The organism is Dyella sp. C11 (genome assembly GCF_003121485.1).
Lineage (GTDB): Bacteria > Pseudomonadota > Gammaproteobacteria > Xanthomonadales > Rhodanobacteraceae > Dyella.
The window spans coordinates 1-20,227 of the sequence record NZ_QAVX01000034.1; the positions used below are offsets into that span (position 1 = coordinate 1).

18 protein-coding genes and 1 riboswitch are annotated in these 20,227 nt (G+C 63.9%); of the genes, 14 read left to right on the forward strand and 4 right to left on the reverse strand.

Annotated features, from left to right (window positions below; all coding sequences use genetic code 11):
* Positions 1–182: 182 nt before the first annotated feature.
* The 4 genes from DK366_RS20510 to DK366_RS20525 all read left to right on the forward strand — a co-directional run bounded on the left by DK366_RS20510 (position 183) and on the right by DK366_RS20525 (position 5,366).
* Positions 183–1,622 carry a sugar porter family MFS transporter gene (locus DK366_RS20510; protein WP_109127422.1) on the forward strand — a complete coding sequence of 480 codons (1,440 nt, stop codon included), beginning with the start codon at positions 183–185 and terminating at the stop codon, positions 1,620–1,622.
* A 77-nt stretch (positions 1,623–1,699) separates the two neighbouring features.
* A complete protein-coding gene (gene dbpA, locus DK366_RS20515; RefSeq protein ID WP_109127423.1) occupies positions 1,700–3,091 on the forward strand; it encodes an ATP-dependent RNA helicase DbpA in 1,392 nt (463 codons plus the stop codon).
* A 26-nt stretch (positions 3,092–3,117) separates the two neighbouring features.
* Entirely contained in the window at positions 3,118–3,894 is a 777-nt protein-coding gene (locus DK366_RS20520) for a glutaminyl-peptide cyclotransferase (protein WP_109127424.1), read from the forward strand.
* 83 nt (positions 3,895–3,977) lie between these two features.
* On the forward strand, positions 3,978–5,366 hold the full coding sequence (locus tag DK366_RS20525) for a M20/M25/M40 family metallo-hydrolase (protein ID WP_109127425.1): 1,389 nt from the start codon (positions 3,978–3,980) through the stop codon (positions 5,364–5,366).
* A 45-nt stretch (positions 5,367–5,411) separates the two neighbouring features.
* On the opposite strand, the gene DK366_RS20530 is transcribed toward DK366_RS20525, so the two are convergent.
* Positions 5,412–6,116 (reverse strand): helix-turn-helix transcriptional regulator, encoded by a 705-nt coding sequence (locus tag DK366_RS20530; RefSeq protein ID WP_109127426.1) that lies wholly within the window; start codon positions 6,114–6,116, stop codon positions 5,412–5,414.
* Between the two features lie 83 nt (positions 6,117–6,199).
* Here DK366_RS20530 and DK366_RS20535 point away from each other — a divergent pair, with 83 nt between their 5' ends.
* Together DK366_RS20535 and DK366_RS20540 are read left to right on the forward strand one after the other, a co-directional pair.
* Entirely contained in the window at positions 6,200–6,838 is a 639-nt protein-coding gene (locus tag DK366_RS20535) for a flavin reductase family protein (protein WP_109127427.1), read from the forward strand.
* Positions 6,839–6,914: 76 nt separating this feature from the next.
* Positions 6,915–7,901 (forward strand): NAD(P)-dependent oxidoreductase, encoded by a 987-nt coding sequence (locus DK366_RS20540; protein WP_109127428.1) that lies wholly within the window; start codon positions 6,915–6,917, stop codon positions 7,899–7,901.
* A 6-nt stretch (positions 7,902–7,907) separates the two neighbouring features.
* Here the strand turns inward: DK366_RS20540 and DK366_RS20545 are convergent, their stop codons facing one another.
* Complete coding sequence (locus tag DK366_RS20545) at positions 7,908–8,204, reverse strand: hypothetical protein (protein ID WP_109127429.1); 297 nt, start codon at positions 8,202–8,204, stop codon at positions 7,908–7,910.
* Positions 8,205–8,541: 337 nt separating this feature from the next.
* Between DK366_RS20545 and DK366_RS20550 the strand changes: the two genes are divergently transcribed.
* From DK366_RS20550 to DK366_RS20565, 4 genes are all read left to right on the forward strand, one after another.
* The gene (locus DK366_RS20550; RefSeq protein WP_232821139.1) at positions 8,542–8,901 is read left to right on the forward strand and encodes a hypothetical protein; all 360 of its coding nucleotides are present in this window, start codon (positions 8,542–8,544) and stop codon (positions 8,899–8,901) included.
* A 321-nt stretch (positions 8,902–9,222) separates the two neighbouring features.
* Positions 9,223–9,573 carry a hypothetical protein gene (locus DK366_RS20555; RefSeq protein WP_109127431.1) on the forward strand — a complete coding sequence of 117 codons (351 nt, stop codon included), beginning with the start codon at positions 9,223–9,225 and terminating at the stop codon, positions 9,571–9,573.
* 215 nt (positions 9,574–9,788) lie between these two features.
* Positions 9,789–10,637, forward strand: coding sequence for a hypothetical protein (locus DK366_RS20560; RefSeq protein ID WP_109127432.1), 849 nt, complete (start codon positions 9,789–9,791; stop codon positions 10,635–10,637).
* Between the two features lie 47 nt (positions 10,638–10,684).
* The gene (locus DK366_RS20565; RefSeq protein ID WP_109127433.1) at positions 10,685–11,536 is read left to right on the forward strand and encodes an energy transducer TonB; all 852 of its coding nucleotides are present in this window, start codon (positions 10,685–10,687) and stop codon (positions 11,534–11,536) included.
* 60 nt (positions 11,537–11,596) lie between these two features.
* Here DK366_RS20565 and DK366_RS20570 read toward each other — a convergent pair whose 3' ends face one another.
* Positions 11,597–12,820, reverse strand: a complete 1,224-nt coding sequence (locus DK366_RS20570; RefSeq protein ID WP_109127434.1) for a cation:proton antiporter — start codon at positions 12,818–12,820, stop codon at positions 11,597–11,599.
* Positions 12,821–12,946: 126 nt separating this feature from the next.
* Here DK366_RS20570 and DK366_RS20575 point away from each other — a divergent pair, with 126 nt between their 5' ends.
* Together DK366_RS20575 and DK366_RS20580 are read left to right on the forward strand one after the other, a co-directional pair.
* On the forward strand, positions 12,947–13,819 hold the full coding sequence (locus DK366_RS20575) for a type 1 glutamine amidotransferase domain-containing protein (protein ID WP_109127439.1): 873 nt from the start codon (positions 12,947–12,949) through the stop codon (positions 13,817–13,819).
* Between the two features lie 162 nt (positions 13,820–13,981).
* Positions 13,982–14,197: riboswitch (cobalamin riboswitch) on the forward strand.
* 155 nt (positions 14,198–14,352) lie between these two features.
* Positions 14,353–16,848: a ribonucleoside-diphosphate reductase subunit alpha gene (locus DK366_RS20580; RefSeq protein WP_109127435.1), complete on the forward strand. Its 2,496-nt coding sequence runs from the start codon at positions 14,353–14,355 to the stop codon at positions 16,846–16,848.
* 90 nt (positions 16,849–16,938) lie between these two features.
* Here the strand turns inward: DK366_RS20580 and DK366_RS20585 are convergent, their stop codons facing one another.
* The gene (locus DK366_RS20585) at positions 16,939–17,235 is read right to left on the reverse strand and encodes a GIY-YIG nuclease family protein (RefSeq protein ID WP_109127436.1); all 297 of its coding nucleotides are present in this window, start codon (positions 17,233–17,235) and stop codon (positions 16,939–16,941) included.
* Between the two features lie 143 nt (positions 17,236–17,378).
* On the opposite strand from DK366_RS20585, the gene DK366_RS20590 reads away from it, so the two are divergent.
* Together DK366_RS20590 and DK366_RS20595 are read left to right on the forward strand one after the other, a co-directional pair.
* Complete coding sequence (locus DK366_RS20590) at positions 17,379–18,389, forward strand: ribonucleotide-diphosphate reductase subunit beta (RefSeq protein ID WP_109127437.1); 1,011 nt, start codon at positions 17,379–17,381, stop codon at positions 18,387–18,389.
* Positions 18,390–18,467: 78 nt separating this feature from the next.
* Positions 18,468–19,553: an AbrB family transcriptional regulator gene (locus DK366_RS20595; RefSeq protein ID WP_109127438.1), complete on the forward strand. Its 1,086-nt coding sequence runs from the start codon at positions 18,468–18,470 to the stop codon at positions 19,551–19,553.
* The last annotated feature ends 674 nt before the right edge of the window (positions 19,554–20,227 follow it).

Genomic DNA, 20,227 nt, shown 5'->3' on the forward strand with positions numbered 1-20,227 from the left:
AAGTTCGTCGGCAGCGTCAGAAGTTATTAAGAGATAGCAGAGACAGCCCCATAACGCACCCGCACCATTCCGCAACTCACCAGAAATACTCGACATTCCCCCGCCCCTCATGCATACGTATTCAGGTCAAATCACCGGCACTGCCAGCGCAGAATCGCCGGACTCTGAATTGGGGAGAGGTGATGAATTTGAATTCCGCACCGGCGTCGAAAAACGCCGTCGATGACCTTGGGCAACACGCCACCGCTCGCGTGGTGCTGATTGCTTCCGCCGCCGCACTCGGCGGTTTCCTGTTCGGTTTCGATACCGCCGTGATCAACGGCGCCGTCGATGCCGTGCGTGGAAACTTCGGGTTGGATGCCGCACACATCGGTTTCGCCGTGTCGTGCGCCTTGCTGGGCTCCGCCGTGGGTGCGTGGTACGCCGGTCCGCTGGCAGATCGCTTCGGTCGCGTGCGCGCCATGCAGGTGGCGGCACTGCTGCTTGCACTCAGCGCACTGGGCTCGGGTCTGGTCAGCAGCGTCGGCTTGCTGGTTTTCTGGCGACTTGTCGGCGGTATCGGCGTGGGCGTGGCGTCGGTGATCGCACCCACGTACATCGCGGAAATTTCCCCCGCGTCCGTGCGCGGACGACTCGGCTCGCTGCAACAACTGGCCATTGTGCTTGGCAGCTTCGCGGCACTCTTGAGCGATGCTTGGCTGGCTGGCACGGCGGGCGGTGCGTCACACAAGCTCTGGTTCAATATGGATGCGTGGCGCTGGATGTTCCTCGTCGCGGGCGTGCCTGCGCTGATCTACGGTTCGCTGGTGCTTGGCGTGCCGGAGTCCCCGCGCCAGCTGGTGGCCAAGGGTCGCCTGAAGGAAGCCCACGACGTGCTGCGCGAAGTGCTGGGCATGCACAACGAGGCAGCGCTTGATGCAAAGGGGAAGGACATCCAGCAGAGCCTGAGCTCGGAATATCGCCCTACGCTGAAGGACCTTCGCGGCCCGCGCCTGGGCCTGCTGCCGGTGGTGTGGATCGGCATCCTGCTGTCGGTGTTCCAGCAGTTCGTCGGCATCAACGTCATCTTCTATTACTCGTCCACGCTGTGGCATTCGGTGGGTTTCAGCGAATCCGATTCGTTCTCCATCACCGTCGCCACGTCGGTGGTGAACGTACTGGTGACGCTGGTGGCCATCGCCCTGGTGGACCGCATCGGCCGCAAGCCGCTGCTGGTGATCGGCTCGGCCGGCATGACGGTCACGCTGGGCGCCATGGCCTGGTGCTTCTCGCAGGCCACCGGCAGCGGTGCCGATCTCAGCCTGCCCGCGCCGTGGAACATGGTGGCGCTGGTTGCCGCCAACGCCTACGTGGTGTTCTTCGGCCTCAGCTGGGGCCCGATGGTGTGGGTGTTGCTGGGTGAAATGTTCCCCAACCGCATCCGCGCCATCGCGCTGGCCGTGGCGGCCGCCGCCCAGTGGCTGGCGAATTTCGCCATCACCAGCACCTTCCCGGCACTGTCGGAAATCGGACTCACCTTCGCTTACGGCCTGTACGCCGCGTTTGCCCTCATTTCGCTGATCTTCGTAATGAAGGCCGTGCGCGAGACCAAGGGCATCGAGCTGGAAGACATGCAGGGTTGAGTTGAAGGCCGGGGCGAGCAAACCGCTCGCCCCAGCCCGTTCGCAGCCGCCTGGCGACCACCGTGCGACAATGTCGCATGACCGATTTCCGCACGCTCCCCTTGAAGCCCGCGTTGCTCGCCAGCGTGGAAACCCTTGGCTATACCGAGATGACGCCGGTGCAGGCGCAAAGCCTGCCGCCGATTCTCGAAGGCCGTGATGTCATTGCGCAGGCCCGCACGGGCAGCGGCAAGACGGCCGCCTTCGGCCTCGGGCTGCTGCAGCACCTGGACGTGGACACCATCCGCCTGCAGGCGCTGGTGCTCTGCCCCACGCGCGAGCTGGCCGATCAGGTCAGCAAGTCCATCCGCAAGCTGGCGGCCAATATTCCCAACGTGAAGTTGCTGACGCTGTGCGGCGGCATGCCGCTGGGCCCGCAGCTCGCATCGCTCACGCACGATCCGCACATTGTGGTGGGCACGCCAGGACGCGTGCAGGAACACCTGAAGCGCGGAAGCCTGCACGGTGGCGGCATCAAGACGCTGGTGCTGGACGAGGCGGACCGCATGCTCGACATGGGTTTCAGCGAGGCCATCGACGACATCGTTGGCCGCATCGCCAAGCATCATCAGACACTGCTGTTCTCCGCCACGTATGCGGAGGAAATCCGCAGCGTGAGCAAGCGCATGCAGCGCGATCCGGTGGAAGTGACGGTGGAAGCGCCACACGAGGAAACCACCATCGAGCAGCGTTTCCATGAAGTGGACCCTGCTCAGAAGATCGATGCGCTGGCGCAATTGCTCGGCAAAGGCACGCTCAGTGACGAACAGTCGCAGCACGCGCTGGTATTCTGCAACATGCGCAAGGATGTGGACGCCGTGGCGCAGGAACTCGATCGCCGCGGTTTCTCCGCGCTCGCCCTGCACGGCGACATGGAACAGCGCGACCGTGACGAAGTGCTGGTGCAGTTCGCCAACCGAAGCTGCTGCATCCTGGTCGCAACGGACGTCGCCGCGCGCGGTCTCGATATCGCCTCGCTGCCGCTGGTGGTGAGCTATGACATCGCACACGATCCGGACACCCACACGCATCGGGTGGGCCGCACCGGCCGTGCGGGCGAAGCGGGCCTTGCCCTGACGCTGGTCACGCCGCGCGAGCGCCCGAAGGCGCAGAACATCGAAGAGCAGCTCGGCCATCCGTTGTCGTGGCATCCGCTGCGCGTGTCGCCGCCGCGCGGCAAGCAGCTCAATCTTGCGCCGATGAAAACACTGGTGATCGATGCCGGCCGACAGGACAAGCTGCGTCCCGGCGACATCCTCGGTGCACTGACCGGCGATGCAGGGCTCGACGGCAAGGACATTGGCAAGATCGATGTGTTCGCCACGCGTGCCTATGTGGCCATACGGCGAGATCTTGCGAACAAGGCGCTCGAGCGTCTGCGCGCAGGGCGCATCAAGGGGCGCAATTTCCGCGTCCGCGCCTTACATTGAGCGGGTCCACTTCCAGGAATCCTTGCATGACTCGCTGGCTCACCTGCGCGCTCGCGCTGCCCGCCCTCGCTGTCGCCGCTTCCGTCCATGCCGCCACGCCTGTCTACGGCTATCACGTGGTGCACGTGTATCCGCATGACACCTCCGCGTACACCGAAGGCCTGTTCTACAAGGACGGCTATCTCTACGAGAGCACCGGCGAAGCGGGCGAGTCGACGGTGCGCAAGGTGGAACTGGCCACCGGCAAGGTGCTGCAGCGCCACGACGTGCCCGCGCAGTATTTCGGCGAGGGCATCGTGGACTGGGGCCAGCACATCGTGCAGCTCACCTGGAAAGACCAGCTCGGCTTTGTCTACGACATGACGAGCTTCAAGCAGCAGCGCACCTTCACCTATCCCGGTGAAGGCTGGGCACTGACCCGCGACGACAAGCACCTGTACATGAGCGACGGCTCGTCCGTGCTGCGCGTGCTTGATCCGAATACGCTGGCCTCGGTGGGCAGCATCATGGTGACCGACGAAGGTCAGCCAGTGCTCAACCTCAACGAACTGGAATGGGTGAAGGGCGAGATCCTCGCGAACGTGTGGATGACCAACCGCATCGCCCGCATCGACCCCACCACCGGCCACGTGACCGGATGGATCGACCTCACCGGGCTGTTCGACAACAGCACCCTGCCCGACCCGAACAACGACGTACTCAACGGCATCGCCTACGACGCCCAGCACGATCGCCTGTTCGTCACCGGCAAGCGCTGGCCGAAACTGTTCGAAATCACGCTGACGCCGCCCAAGGCGCACTAACCGCGTATGCCCCTGCCATTCGGCAGGGGGGCGGGCCCGGGTGGTAGCGCTACAGTGGGGCGTTGCCTTGCCCGGAGCTTTCGATGCGTCACGTTCCCGTTTTGCTGCCACTGGCACTCAGCCTTGCCGTTTCTACTGCCTTCGCCGATGAAGCGCCGGCGCAGCCGCACGCCCAGCCGTCGCTGCAGGCGTTGTCCACGGCACCGAGTGAAGAGGCGCTGCGCGCCACCATCACCAAGCTGGTGGGTTTCGGCACGCGTCACACGCTGTCCGATACCAAGTCGGACAAGCGCGGCATCGGCGCCGCGCGCCGCTGGGTGAAATCGCAGTTCGAGGATATTTCCAAGGCTTGCGGCGGCTGCATCGAAGTGGTCACGCCGTCGCAGATGTTTACCGGCAAGCGCATTCCGCAATCCACCGAAGTGATGGACGTGGTGGCGATCAAGCGCGGCAAGGGCGATCCCAACCGCGTGATCGTGATGACGGGTCATCTCGATTCGCGCGTGACCGACGTAATGAACGCCACGGCCGACGCGCCGGGCGCCAACGACGATGCTTCCGGCGTCGCCGCGCTGATGGAAGCGGCGCGCCTGCTGTCGAAGGAAGACAACGACGCCACGCTGGTGTTCGCCGCGCTGTCCGGCGAAGAGCAGGGCCTGTACGGCGGCAAGGTGCTCGCCGACTACGCCGTGCAGCAGGGTTGGCAGGTGCAGGCCGATCTCAACAACGACATCGTGGGCAACAGCCACGGCATCAACGGCGTGCTGGACAACACCACGGTGCGCATCTTCTCCGAAGGCACCAAGACCAACGAAACGCCGGAGCAGGCGAAATACCGCGCCTATCACGGTGGTGAAGTGGATTCACCGTCGCGCAACGTGGCACGTTACATGGAACAGATCGCGACAACCTATCTGCCTGATCTGCGCGTGCACATGGTGTATCGCACCGACCGCTACAGCCGTGGTGGCGACCAGGTGCCGTTCCTTGAAGCCGGTTATCCCGGCGTGCGCGTGACCGAAGGTCACGAGGATTACACGCGCCAGCACCAGGATCTGCGTACCGAGAAGGGCATCAAGTACGGCGACACCATCGACGGCGTGGATTTCCGTTACCTCGCCCGCGTCACCGCGCTCAACACGGTGACCATGGCTGCGATGAGCCGTGCACCCGCACCACCGACCGGCGTCAGCATCGACGGCGCACTCGCTGCCGACACCACCGTGAAGTGGAAGAAGGTGCCGAACGCCGCGGGTTATGTCGTTCACTGGCGCGACACCACCGCGCCGCAATGGCAGTACAGCCGTGCGGTAGGCGATACCGACCATGCGGTGATCAAGGATGTGGTGATCGACGACTGGTTCTTCGGCGTGTCGGCCGTCTCGGCCAACGGTTATGAAAGCCCGGTGGTGTTCCCCGGCGACGCGGGCAGCTTTGAACGTTCGCCGGCACCGGCCCCGAAATCGCCTTGATCCTTGCATGTGCATCGGCACGCAGTACCGCTGCGTGCCGATGATTCAACGATCGCTTTCCCAAGGGACGCCGAGCGACATCAGGCGTCGCAGGCCGTCATCGCTGGGTTGAAGCGCACGACTGCCGGAACGGCGCCGCAACCAGCCGGCGTCGATCATCGAATCGGTCAGCGCCACGCCCAGCGGGCCACCCAGATGCAGGCGTCGCTCGGTCCAGTCCAGGCAACTGCGTCCCGCCAGCGGCAACAGGCTCTGCACCGCCACCGCATCAAGGCCAGCCTGCACCAGCGCGTGTGCACCGTCGTGTTGCAGACGCATGCCTTCGCTGGCTGTCTGCAGATAGCCACGCTGCAACAGCGCATCGCACAACCCCACGCCCAGTCGTCCCGCGAGATGGCGATAGCACGTGCGTGCGGTACGCAGCGGACGGTCGCCACCCGTGGGATCGGGCAGTACCGGCCGCGTGCGCGGCAGCGCGAGGGCTTCGATCAACGCAGCAACGTCGTCGCTCGCAAGCCGGTAGTAGCGATGACGACCTTGCACGTGCACGGCGAGCAAGCCACCGTCGAGCAGGCGATGAAGGTGTGCGCTGCCGGTCGCTGCACCAATGCCGGCGGCGCGCGCCAGTTCACCAGCAGGACGAGAGGTGCCATCGATCAATGCCAGCAACATCGCCGCGCGCGCCGGCTCGGCCAGCAGTGCGCCGATTTCCGCCAACTGATAGCGACTGGGTGAGACCGCATCGTTCATGGGTGGAGTCTAGCGCCGCAGGCCGTGACGATAGTTCGCCGGCGAGCGAAACGTTCACCGGAACGGGCGAGGACACTGCTGGCATGGACATGCAACGACTCCCCACCACTCGCGTCATCCACCCTTCCATTCTCTATTTCGGCACGCCCGTGCTGCTCATCACCACGCGCAATCCGGACGGAACCGCCAACATCACGCCCATGTCCTCGGCCTGGGCGCTGGCGGACCGCATCGTCATCGGACTTTCCGGTGGCGGCCAGGGTTTGGCCAACCTTCGCCGGGAAGGCGAATGCGTGCTGAACTTCGCGGGTGAACATATGCATCGTGGCGTCGAACGCATGGCGCCAACGACAGGACGCGATCCCGTTCCCGCATGGAAGGCCGCCATCGGCTATCGCCACGAAGCGGACAAGTTCACGCTGGGTGGCTGGCACGCCGAGCCGTCCCTTTCGGTGAAGCCGCCGCGCATTGCGGAATGTCCGCTGCAGATGGAAGCCCGCTTGCTGCTTGAGATCAACCGCCCGCTGGAAGCATGGCGCGACGCGGCCGGCGGCTATGCCATCGTCGAACTGGAAGTACTGCACGTGCATGCACACGACGATGTCACCGTGGCCGGCACCCAGCACGTCGATCCGCGTCGTTATCGTCCGCTGTTCTACCTGTTCCGGCATTACGTTGGTTGCGGCACGCCGTTCGGTCGCACGTTTAAAGCGGAAGTTTGAGCCTTCCGGCGTGATGTTCTTGGGCGCACAGCCACGCTAGGATCGGGCCAACTCTGGTTCGGTCACGCGGTCGAGCATGCGCATCCTGGTCACGGGCAGTTCGGGGCATCTGGGCGAGGCGCTGGTGCGCACGCTGCAGGACGCGGGTCACGAGGTGATCGGGCTGGATATCGCCGAAGGACCGTATACAAACCGGGTGGGATCGATCAGCGACCGCGCCTTCGTCCGCCGCTGCATGGCCGGTGCCGCCACCGTGTTTCACCCAGCCACGCTGCACAAGCCGCATATCGCCACACATAGTCGGCAGGCCTTTCTCGACGTCAACCTCAGCGGCACATTGAACCTGCTGGAAGAAGCGGTGGCCACGGGCGTGGAATCGTTTGTCTACACCAGCACCACCAGCGTGTTCGGCGACGCGTTGACCCCGGGTCCGCATGAGCCGGCCGCGTGGGTCACCGAAGACATGGTCGCCGTACCCAAGAACATTTACGGCGTAACCAAGGCTGCCGCGGAAGATTTGTGTCAGCTGTTCCAGCGCAACCAGGGACTTTCCACCATGGTGTTGCGCACCTCGCGCTTCTTTCCCGAAGAAGACGACGACCGCACGGTGCGTGCGCGTTACACTGACGACAACCTCAAGGCGAACGAATACCTCTATCGCCGCATCGATCTCGAGGACGTGGTGAGTGCGCACCTGCTCGCCGCACGACGAGCGCCCATGCTTGGTTTTCGCCGCTACATCATCAGCGCCACCACGCCGTTTCTTCCTGATGATCTTGTCGACTTGCGCGTACACGCACCGATGGTGGTGCGTCGTCGCGTGCCGGGTTATGAAGCCGTGTACGACAAGCTGGGTTGGCGGATGGCGCAAGGCATCGACCGCGTCTACGTGAACAGCCGCGCACGCGAAGAACTGGGATGGACGCCGCGCCATGATTTTTCGGCGCTGCTGTCACGACTGAAAGCAGGCGAAGACATGCGCAGCCCCCTGGCGCGCCTGGTCGGCTCCAAGGGTTATCCCGCGGAAAACTTCAGCGACGGTCCCTACCCCGTCGAAACCTGAAACCTGTCAGCTGATGATGGAAATCATCGCGGCAAGCCAAATCGCGGCGACACCCGCGGCAAACGCGCGGCGCGCGGGACGGATACGTTCGGCGCTTTCTTCCGACACGGGCGTGGTGACGATCCAGGGCACCGATGCCAGCAGTGCAAAGCCAACGAAGGCCAGCACGATCACCACCACGTCCACCGCGCGCCACGGCAACGGCTCGTGCACGCCCCAGTACGCAAGAAAGGCCATGCCCATCGCGCACAACGTGGCCGATGCGGAACACAAACCGACGACTGAACCTGTGGGCGCACGCATGTAGATTGCCTCCGGCCGTGGACGGCGCTGCGCAAAGCGTAACGCAGCCATCGTCACGGCGCGCCATGTCGTTCTGCGCCGCAGCATGGCTGCCTGTCACATCGCATTTTTCAAATAAATAACAGCAGCCTTACGCCACGCCTAAGCAAGCAAACCTGCGGCTGAATGGTTTTGCGATTCGCACAACGCGAGCGTCAACGACCATCGCAAGGTTTCGTTTTCCGGTGTGAGTCATCCTGCCGGATGGCCACAGGGGGCGCGCGTACCGCCATGCAGAGAGCCCAGCTCTGGTGCCGCGATGCCTGCCCACGTTTTGGACCAACGAGGACACACGCCCATGAAGAACGTTATGACGTCGCGTTTCAGCCTGATCGCCTTCGGCCTGGTCACCGCTTTTGCCAGCGCAGCCGCCGCGGCGCAGACCAGCCCGACCGACATCCCGGGTCATCCCCGCGTCAGCGAAGTGAACCAGCGCCTGGACAACCAGCAGAACCGCATCCAGAACGGCGTGGCCGACGGCCAGATCAATGCCAAGCAGGCCACGCGCGACGAAACGCATGACGCGAACATCGCGCAGCGCGAGAGCCGTGACGAAGCTGAGCACGGCGGCCACCTGACCAAGCAGGAACAGAAGAACCTCAACAAGTCGCTCAACAAGGACAGCAGCCACATCAAGAAGCAGCGCACGGGTACCTGATCGTTGCGCTGACCGCGCGTCACCACCGCATGGACGCCTCGACGGCCCGGCATTGCCGGGCCGTTTCTTTTGGGGCGCCAGACCATGGCACGGACCGCGCTTTTCGCGCTGCAGAAACCCTGTCGTGCTTTTTGACAAACCCGGTTCCGTTTCCGCAAACAGCACGCCCGGGATGGCGCGAACCTATACCCGTCAGCTCAACGACGAATGGCTTCAACCCCACGCCGCCCCGCCAACCGCCATCGGTTCCCGTTCCACGGCGCCAGTCATCCAGCCGAAGAGTGTCGTGACCATTCATCGAACTTGCGAGGAACCACACTCATGAACGCCAAGCACATCCATCTGATCGCCTTCGGCCTGGTCGCCGCCCTGGCCAGTGCCGCCGCCTCGGCCCAGGTCAGCCCGATCTATATTCCGGGTCATGGACGCATCAACCAGGTCGACCAGCGCCTGGCCAACCAGCAGAACCGTATCGACGCCGGCATCGCCGATGGCCAGATCAACGCACGCCAAGCCTTCCGTGACGAACGCCAGGACGCCAACATCGCCGCACGCGAGACACGCGACATGGCCGAGCACGGCGGCCACCTGACCGCCGCCGAACAGCAGCATCTCAACCAGTCGTTGAACAACGACAGCGGCCGCATCCACTACCAGCGCAACGGTTACTGATCCCTGCACCCTGACAGCAACGGCCCGGTCAACACCGGGCCGTTTTTTCACCGGCGACCCCACCATGTCCGGCGTGCGTCCCTGCCGGGCAGATACCCGGCGAAGAAGTTCTTGTCTCAATCCGCAGGAGCGCGTGCGGATCACGTGACCTCGTTTCCCCTCCCTGTTGCCACAGCGTCGTCCTAGACTCGCCCGAACCAACTCGGGGGGCGGGTATGCGACCGTGGCTTTGGGCCGTCGTGACGCTGGTTCTTTTCATGGGCAACACGGCGCGCGCCGATGATGCGCGCCCACCGTCCGAGGCAAGCATGCTGGTTACTGGCACCATCACCCTCAACGGCGATGGCACGGTGCGCAGTTACACCCTCGACCGCGCCAGCCGTCTGTCGGACGTGGTGGTTGGCGTCATCCAGCACAACCTGCCGGACTGGAAGTTCGTGCCGCCGGAAGGACATCCCGATGGCGTCACCGGAAAGATGACGCTGCGCATGCTGTCGCGCCCGATCGACGACAAGCGCGACCGCGTGAGCATTGGCAGCGCCAGCTTCGACGATGACCCTGCCGACAAGGCTTGGCATGTCACCTACAAAAACCGCGGCATCCCTTCGTATCCGATGGTGGCCTTGCGCGTCAGGGAGACCGGCACCGTTTACCTGCTGCTCCGCATTGCCCGGGACGGTCATGTCCAGGATGCCTTTGCCGAACAGGTCAACCTGGATGCCTACGCCAGCACCCAGTTGATGTCCGAGCTGAGGGAACGCTTTGCCCAATCGGCCGTAAAGGCCGCCAGGGACTGGACCTTCCAAGTGCCCACCCAGGGCAAGGCGGCCGACTATCCATGCTGGTATGTGCGCGTACCCGTGAACTACCTGATGCTGCCGAGGGGCGAGCTGCCATCGACCTATGAATCCGAATGGCACGCCTATATTCCCGGCCCTCGCCAAAGCGTTCCGTGGAATGACTATCACCCTTCTCCGGATCGGCATTCGGACGCCATGGCGAGCGAGGCGCTGCAGGAAGAAGGCGGCAGCTTGCGATTGTTGTCGTCGCTGGACGGCGAATGACGCGAAGCACGGCCGGGTTTCGCGCAACATCCTGGGGAGAAACCATCATGTATCGACCGCTTGTCGCGGCCTTCCTGTTGTACACACTCGCTGCCACCGGGACGCAAGCCACCCAGGTCGATCCACTGGCCGAGGCCAGCATGGTGATCGAGGGAAAGGCCACGCTGAACCCCGATGGCACGGTCGCCAGCTACACGCTGCGCGAACCCGACAAGCTTCCCAAGGCCATCGTTGACCTGGTGGACCAGAACCTGCCGCACTGGCAATTCCACTTTGCCGGCGCGACGGCACCGACGGGACCTGTCCAGGAAACGATGTCGTTGCGCATCGTCGCCACGGATGTCGATGACAAGCACACCACCGTGCGCATCGCCAGCGCCCAGTTTGAAGATGTCTCGCAAGGTGTGAATGATCATGTGACATCCAAGGTGCGCAAGACGCCGGCGTTTCCCTTCCGCTCACTCAACGGTCGCATGTCGGGCACGGTCTACGTGCTGGTCCGCGTGGAGAGGGATGGCACCGTCAAGGAGGCCGCGGCCGAGCAGGTGAACCTGCATCGCTATGCCGAACAGGACATGCTGAAGATCTATCGCAAGGACCTCGCGCAGGCTGCTGTCCTGGCGATCAAACAATGGACTTTCACGGTACCCACCGAAGGGCCTTCCGCGCAGCAGCCGTACTGGTATGTCTCCGTTCCCGTGCACTTCCTTCTTGGCAACGACGATTACAACGGGCACGCCTACGGCATGTGGGAGATCTACGTGCGCGGTCCGCGGGAAGCCATTCCCTGGTTCACCGACGAAAAGAGGCTTGCCGAAGCCGTCGACGCGACGCCCGACGGCAGCGTTCACCAGCTGGGCAGTGGCGCGGAACTCATGACATCGCTCGCGCCCAACTGAGCACGCCGAAAAGCGCCTGGCAATGCGGGAACGACTCGCTGGAGGACCGTAACTGGCGCGTTACCGCCCGTCTGCTCGAAACGCCACCACCATCGGCGTGGTCATCATCGTGGTGACTATGGCCATCACCAGCAACAGCGTGAACATCGCGCTGTTGATGACGCCGGCATCCAGGCCCACCTTGATGACGATCAGCTCCATCATGCCGCGAGCGTTCATCAGCGAACCGATGGTGAGACTGTCGCGCCAGTTCTGACCAGCAAGGCGTGCGCCAGCCGTACCGCCCAGCAACTTGCCGGCCACGGAAACCGCGAGCACCAGCAGCAGCGCGGCACCCGCACCGCCGGTAAGCAGCTTCGAGCTGGTGCTCAAACCGGCAAGCACGAAGAACACCGGCAACAGCGCAGCCACGGTGACGTGCTCCACGCGTTCGATCAGGTTTTGCAGCAATCGATCGTCGCGCGGCAGGCAGGCACCGAACAGGAAGGCACCGAACACGGCATGCAGGTTGAGCCATTCCGTCACCGCTGCGCAGCCAAATGCGCCCGCGAGCAGAAAGGCGAGCACGGCGGCGTCGGCCTGCCCCTCGGGCGCGTGACGCGCCAGCAATGTTGCGCATAGCGGTCGAAGCACGAACCACGTCACCGCCAGCAACACCGCCAGGCCGATGATGGTTCGCCAGAACGGCGCCCAATTGCCATGTGCGCTGATCAGCGCAACCACGAACGCCAGCGCGATCCACGCCAGCACATCCGCCACGGCCGCGGCGGCAATGCCCAGCCGCCCGGGAATGCTGTCCGTGATACCGCGTTCTTTCACGATGCGCGCCATCACGGGCAACGCGGTGATGGCGCATGCCGTGGCGAGGAATGCCGTGAACGCCAGCCTGGTAATGCCCGGCGGCGCGTAATCGTCGTAAAGCCACGGCGCCACGCTCCACGCAAGCAACGCGGGAACCACAACGGCGAGACCGCCGATCCACGCGGCCGGACGCAACAACCCACCCTGCGCATGGGCAGGCACGCGCAACTCCGCCCCCACCACCATCATGAAAAGCACCAGGCCCAGCGTGCTGAGGCTTTGCAGGTTGCCCAGGCTTTCGGCGGGAAACAGTTGCTGTTGCCAGTCGGGTGCGATGGCACCGAAAACAATGGGCCCCAGGGCGAGGCCCGCCAGCATCTCGCCGATCACGGCCGGCTGGCCGACGCGACGCGCGATGGCCGCGATCAATCGCGAGACCACGATGATCACCAGCAGTTGGACGAGCAACAGGGGATGACCCATGGAATCGATATCGTTTGGATGGCCGAACGGCGATGCCCGAGCTTGCCTGCGGGTGACACCGTCCGCAACAACCTTCGCCGATGGCTAACCGCTAGGATGCACGCCACACCGGAGGACAACGGCACGATGGCCCACGTATTGATTCCCCTGCCCCACCTCGACTTCGATCCCAGCGAAGTCGCCGTGCCGTGGCGCATCCTCGTCGAGGCCGGCCACCATGTGACGTTCGCCACGCCCCAGGGTGCGGTCGCCAGTGCCGATCCGATCATGCTGAGCGGCGAAGGGCTGGACCCGTGGGGTTTCGTGCCGGGCTTGCGCAAGTTGCGGCTGTTCGGGCTGTTGCTGCGGGCGAATGCCGATGCGCGTCGCGACCATGCCGCGCTGATGAAAGACGCCGCCTTCAACGCTCCCATCGCGTGGAACGCCATCGAGCCGGATCGCTACGGCGGCCTGCTGCTGCCCGGCGGCCATTGCGCGCGCGGCGTGCGCGAGTACCTGGAAAGCGGGCGCCTGCAGCAGGTGACGGCGAACTTCTTCGAAGCCGGCAAGCCGGTCGCCGCCATTTGTCACGGCGTGGTGCTGGCCGCGCGCAGCCAACGGGCCGATGGCCGTTCGGTGCTGCACGGCCGGCGCACCACCGCGCTTACCTGGGCACTGGAGAAATCCGCCTGGTCGCTCACGCGCATCACGCGCTTCTGGGACCCGGACTATTACCGCACCTATCCCGACGGCAAGGGGCAACCCGCGGGTTACATGTCGGTGCAGCAGGAAGTCACCCGCGCCCTCGCCGACGCCACCGACTTCCTCGAAGTACCGGCGGACGCCCCCCATCGCGGCCGCAAGCCCTCGGGCATGGTTCGCGACAGCGATACCGACGACACGCCGGCCTTCGGGGTGCGCGATGGCAACTACGTCTCGGCCCGCTGGCCGGGCGACGTGCACCGCTTTGCCCGCGAATTCGCAGGGCTGCTTGAGACGGCTCGCGACACGCCTCTTTGAGACATAAATCGCCCGCGCCCCACTTGCATTTTTCGTCCGGTCGCCAACGCCGATCTCCCCGAAAATTTCCTAGCTTTTCGTAACCTCGCCACCATCTTGGAGTTTTCGGGCTTATCCACGGCCAATCCACAATCTATTGGGTTGACCGACCCCGGTCAGCCCGATATGTTGTGCCTCGTCGGTGCCACTCTCAGACTTACGGTCGGAATGGCTTAAAAGGGAACCCGGTGTAATTCCGGGACTGCCCCGCAGCGGTAAGTGGAAACGAAAGCACCCATCTGCACTGGCCCTCCGTGGCTGGGAAGCGGGCGCAAGTAGGTCGGGCCTCACCGCCCATGTCCACGAGTCCGAAGACCTGCCGGCACATCACGGCCCAACGCCGTGGTGCGTGGTGACGGCTTCCGCGGGGAAGCGCGTCGATGCGCGGGGCGCTGCCCTGCTGCTCGACCGTCGGCCCGCGAAAACCCCACCTTTTCTTTCAGCCCTGCGCGCGGGAGCAGGCGGTTGATGACCAAGCTTGGAGCGAAGTCGCCATGCAACCTATCGATACCACCGGCCGCGAACGTGAAGACGATCGCGCCGACACTGCTGTTTTTCCCGCCGACACTGCCGTGGCCGAGGCCCCGCGCACGGATGCTCCGTTCGCGCTGACCCCGCCGCACAACCCAGGCCAGATGCGCGTGACCAAGCGCAGCGGCCGCCAGGAAGTCGTGGACGTCAACAAGATCGTCCGCGCCGTGACCCGCAGCGCCGAAGGGCTGCACGGGGTCGATCCCATGCGCGTGGCGCTGAAGACCATTGGCGGCCTGTACGACGGCGCCACCACGCAGGAGCTGGACCAGCTCTCCATCCGCACCGCCGCCGCACTCACCGCGGAAGAGCCGGAATACGGCCAGCTCGCGGCGCGCCTGCTGGGCGCGTTCATCGACAAGGAAGTGAGCGGCCAGGAAATCCAGAGCTTCTCGCAGTCCATCGCGCGTGGCGCGGAGCTGGGCATCCTCAACGATCGCTTGCGCGACTTCGTGGCCACCAACTCGCGCAAGCTCAACGACGCGATCGATCCGCTCGCCACGCGCCGCTTCGAATACTTCGGCCTGCGCACCGTGTACGACCGCTACCTGCTGCGTCATCCGCAGCTGCGCAAGGTCATCGAGACGCCGCAGCACTTCTTCATGCGCATTGCCTGCGCGCTGGGCGGCAACGAAATCGGCGAAACGCTGGAGCTGTATCGCCTGCTGTCGTCGCTGGAATACATCGCCAGCTCGCCGACACTGTTCAACGCCGGCACCGCGCACGAGCAACTCAGTTCGTGCTTCCTGCTCGACTCGCCGCTGGACTCGCTCGAATCCATCTACGAGAAGTACGGCGACGTGGCCAAGCTCAGCAAGTTCGCCGGTGGCATTGGCCTGGCGTACTCGCGCGTGCGTTCGCGCGGCTCGCTGATCAAGGGCACCAACGGCCACTCCAACGGCCTGGTGCCGTGGCTGAAGACGCTGGACGCGTCCGTGGCTGCTGTGAACCAGGGTGGCAAGCGCAAGGGCGCGGCCTGCGTTTACCTGGAACCGTGGCACGGCGACATCGAGGAGTTCCTCGAGCTGCGCGACAACACGGGTGACGAGGCACGCCGCACGCACAACCTGAACCTCGCCAACTGGATTCCGGACGAATTCATGCGTCGCGTGGAGATCGACGGCGAGTGGTCGCTGTTCGATCCCAAGGTGGTGCCGCACTTCGTCGACAGCTGGGGCGAGACGTTCGAGAAGGCTTACCGCGAAGCGGAAGCCGCTGGTCTTGCCGTGAAGAAGGTGAAGGCACGCGAGCTCTACGCCCGCATGCTGCGCACGCTGGCCCAGACCGGCAACGGCTGGATGACCTTCAAGGACCGCAGCAACGCCACCAGCAACCAGACGGCGAAGGCGGAAAACGTCATTCACCTGTCCAACCTGTGCACGGAAATCCTGGAAGTCACCAATGCCGACGAAACGGCGGTGTGCAACCTGGGCTCCGTGAACCTATCGCGTCACGTCGTGGATGGCCGCTTCGATTTCGACAAGCTCGCCGCCACCGTGCGTACCGCGGTGCGCCAGCTGGATCGCGTGATCGACCTGAACTTCTACCCGATCGATACCGCCAAGGTCGCCAACAACAAGTGGCGTCCGGTGGGCCTGGGCGTGATGGGCCTGCAGGACGTGTTCTTCAAGCTGCGCCTGGCGTTCGATTCGGCCGAAGCACTGGAACTGTCCACGCGCATCGCCGAAGAGATCTATTACAACGCGCTGTCGCAGTCCAACGAACTGGCGATGGAACAGGGAGCCCACCCGGGCTTTGCCGAAACGCGCGCCGCCCTTGGTGAACTCCAGTTCGATTACTGGACGAACGCCACGCCGCACGACAAGGCACGCTGGGACGAACTGCGCGAGTCGATCAAGGCCAAGGGCCTGCGCAACTCGCTGCTGATCGCCATCGCACCGACGGCCACCATCGCGTCGATTGCCGGTTGCTACGAGTGCATCGAGCCGCAGGTGAGCAACCTGTTCAAGCGCGAAACGCTGTCGGGCGACTTCCTGGTGGTGAACCGTTACCTGGTGGAAGAGCTGAAGACGCTCGGCCTGTGGACCGCGGACATCCGCGACGCCATCAAGCTGGCGGAAGGTTCCATCCAGGGCATCAACGCCATTCCGGAACGCCTGCGCCTGATCTATCGCACCGTGTGGGAACTGCCGCAGAAGGCGCTGATCGACCTGGGCGCCGCACGCGGTGCGTACATCGACCAGAGCCAGTCGCTGAACCTGTTCATGGAAAACCCGAACATCGGCCAGCTCAGCTCCATGTACATGTACGCCTGGAAGTCCGGCATCAAGACCACGTATTACCTGCGTTCGCGCCCGGCCACGAAGATTGCCAAGACGACGGTTTCCGCCGCTCCGGCAGCGAAGCCGGCTGCACCGGTGGTGGACGAGCAGGATCAGGCGAATGCGGCGGTGTTCTGCTCGCTGGAGAATCCGGAGTATTGCGAGGCTTGTCAGTAAGCCTCTCCGTCATCTCCGCGAAGACGGGGATTCAGTGACTTTCTGCACGACTGGAAAGGCGCTGGATTCCCGCCTGCGCGGGAATGACGATCAGGGAATGAGGTCAGTATAAAGGTCGCGCCAGTGGCGGTTGGTCTCTTCCACCAACCTCAATTTCCAGGCTCGATTCCATTTCTTGATGGCCTTTTCCCGACTGATCGCTGACTCCATGGATTCGTGCAACTCGTACCAAACCAGATGATGGACTTGGTACTGCTTCGTAAATCCTTCGGTGGCATCGTTTCGGTGCTGCCAGATGCGATCAGCAAGGTTCGACGTAACACCTGTGTACAACGTGCCATTCCGCTGGCTGGCAAGGATGTAGACGCAAGGTTGTCGTTCGCGCATCACGGCTCTTTCCGCTGACTCCGGTCAGAGCTTGCTTCACCCGACAATCCAATACGACCGTCATTCCCGCGAAGGCGGGAATGACGAGCTGAAGAACAAAGAAGCGCGCCGCATGTCTGGCGCGACACCCACCAGGAACCCCCATGTCCACCCAACACATCCTTGATCCCGGCTTCGAACTCACCCTGCGCCCCATGCGCTACCCCGAGTTCTACGAGATGTATCGCAACGCGATCAAGAACACGTGGACGGTGGAAGAAGTCGATTTCTCGCTGGACACGACGGACCTGCACTCCAAGATGTCCGATGCGGACCGTCACCTGATCCATCGCCTCGTGGCGTTCTTTGCCACCGGCGACACCATCGTGGCGAACAACCTGGTGCTGAACCTGTACCAGCACATCAACGCGCCCGAAGCGCGCATGTATCTCTCGCGCCAGCTGTTCGAGGAAGCGCTGCACGTGCAGTTCTACCTCACGCTGCTCGATACCTACATTCCCGATCCAAACGAGCGCAACAAGGCGTTCGCGGCCATCGAGAACATTCCTTCGATTCGCCAGAAGGGTGAGTTCTGCTTCAAGTGGATCGACTCCATCCAGAACCTGCAGAAACTGGAAACGCGCGAACAGCGTCGCCAGTTCCTGCTCAACCTGATCTGCTTTGCCGCGTGCATTGAAGGCCTGTTCTTCTTCGCTGCCTTCGCCTACGTGTACTTCCTGCGTTCGCGCGGCCTGCTGCACGGCCTGGCGTCGGGCACCAACTGGGTGTTCCGCGACGAGAGCTGCCACATGGCGTTCGCGTTCGACGTGGTTCGCACAGTGCGCTCGGAAGAGCCTGACCTGTTCGACGACCAGATGCGCGCGCAGATCGAGGAAATGCTGGAAGACGCCATCGCCTGCGAAACCCAGTTCGCCGAAGACGTGCTCTCCGGCGGCGTGGCCGGCCTGTCCGTGAAGGACATGCGCCAGTACCTCGAATACTGCGCCGACCAGCGCCTGGTCCAGCTTGACCTGCCCAAGAAGTACGGCTCGAAGAACCCGTTCGACTTCATGGACCTGCAGGACGTGCAGGAAGTGACCAACTTCTTCGAACGCCGCGTTTCCGCCTACCAGGTGGGCGTTCAGGGCGAAGTCGCGTTCGACATGTCGTTCTGATCCACACGCGACGCTGGCTCCCAGGCCTTGTAGGCTTGGGAGCCACAGGCGGCCCTTCCCCTGCCGCCGGAGTCGCGCATGTCACTGCCTTCTCTTTCACGGCTCTCGCTCGCCACGCTGAAGCCGTTGCCGCTGTGGTCCATCGTGCTCGTGCTGTCGGTGACATTGGTCGCCGTGCTTGAAGCGATGCATCTTTCCGCGGCGTTGCTGATCGGTTCCATGGTGGCCGCCATCATCGTGGCTTCGCTCGAAGGCCGATTGCAGATCGGCGCCTTGCCGTTCACCGCCGCACAGGCGATCGTCGGCGCGATGATCTCCCGCAGTTTCAGCCCCGCCTTGCTGCATGAAGCGGTGCGCGAGTGGCCATTGTTCCTCGCCGCTGTCGCATCCGTGATCGCCGTGAGCGTCGGCCTGGGATGGACACTCGCGAAACGACGCGTGCTGCCTGGCACCACTGCCATCTGGGGCTCCTTTCCCGGCGCTGCCACGGCGATGGCATTGATGGCCGAAGCATTCGGCGCTGACGTTCGCCTCGTTGCCTTCATGCAATACCTGCGCGTGCTGCTCGTGGCCGTGGTTGCTTCGACCGTGGCGCGCTTGACGGTGGCGGGTGGTCACACACCCACGCCGGTCTGGTTCGCTGCAGTTCCTATCGTTCCGCTGATCCTCACCATGCTGCTCGCACTCGGCAGCGCGTTCATCGCGCAGCGCCTGCGCATTCCGGCCGGCGCGCTCTTGCTTCCCATGTTCCTGTGCGCGTTGGTGCAAGACCTCGGCTGGTTCCCCATCACCCTGCCCGCGTGGTTGCTTGCGTTGAGCTATGCGGTGATCGGCTGGTGCATTGGCCAGCGCTTCACGCGCGAGATTCTTGGCTATGCGCTGCATGCCATGCCGCGCGTATTCGGCGCGATCCTCGCCCTGATCGGGATCTGCGCGTTGTTGTCGTGGGGATTGATGAAAGTGAGCGGCGTGGATGCGCTGACGGCGTACCTGGCGATGAGCCCGGGCGGCGCGGATTCGGTGGCGATCATTGCGGCGTCATCGAAGGTGGACATGCCGTTCGTGATGGCGATGCAGAGCGTGCGGTTCTTGCTGGTGGTGCTGTTGGGACCAGGGATTGCTCGGTGGGTGGCGAGTCGAGTGGAAAAAATCCCCGCAGAGTAACGGCGCTGTTACTCCCTCTCCCCTCCGGGGAGCGGGTTGGGGAGAGGGGCCACCCCGCGAGAACCTGCCCTAATCTCTGTGGGAGCGCACCCTGTGCGCGACAAGCCAACGGAGCGCTAACGACGAGACTCCGCGGTCGCGCACAGGGTGCGCTCCTACAGAGAGAGCGCGGCGGTATCGATCAAGGCAAGGCTTCGAGCCCCTGTGTTGCTCCTGCCCTGGCTCTTGCCTTGGCTCTTGCCTTGGGGTCCCCGTATGACAGCGGCGTGCGGGTGAAGGAATAGCCCGCAGGGTGGCTGGCATGGATGCGAGCCAATTTGTCGTCAGGGCTGGATGCCCTGTCGACAAACCCCGTAGCCCGCACGCGAACCTGGAGGGCTGGAAGCCCGGAAGGCGCGTCATCCGGGGTGCCTTTTCTTTTGGTTACTTTTCTTGACTCCGGGCATCCTGCCCTCCGCCCTTCGGGCCGGCTTCGCCGTTCGCATGCGCTCCTGCGCATGCGTGGGCAAGCAAAGAAAAGTGACCCGGCCTCCGGCAGGAGGTCGGAAGCCCGCGGCAGGCGGCCCAGGTCACGGTTTCGCTTCAACCGTGCGGCAGAGCCAAAAGCAAAGTCACTGGATGACCGGCCCTTCGGCCGTTGAAAAGCGCCTCCCGCCTTCGCGGGAATGACGGTG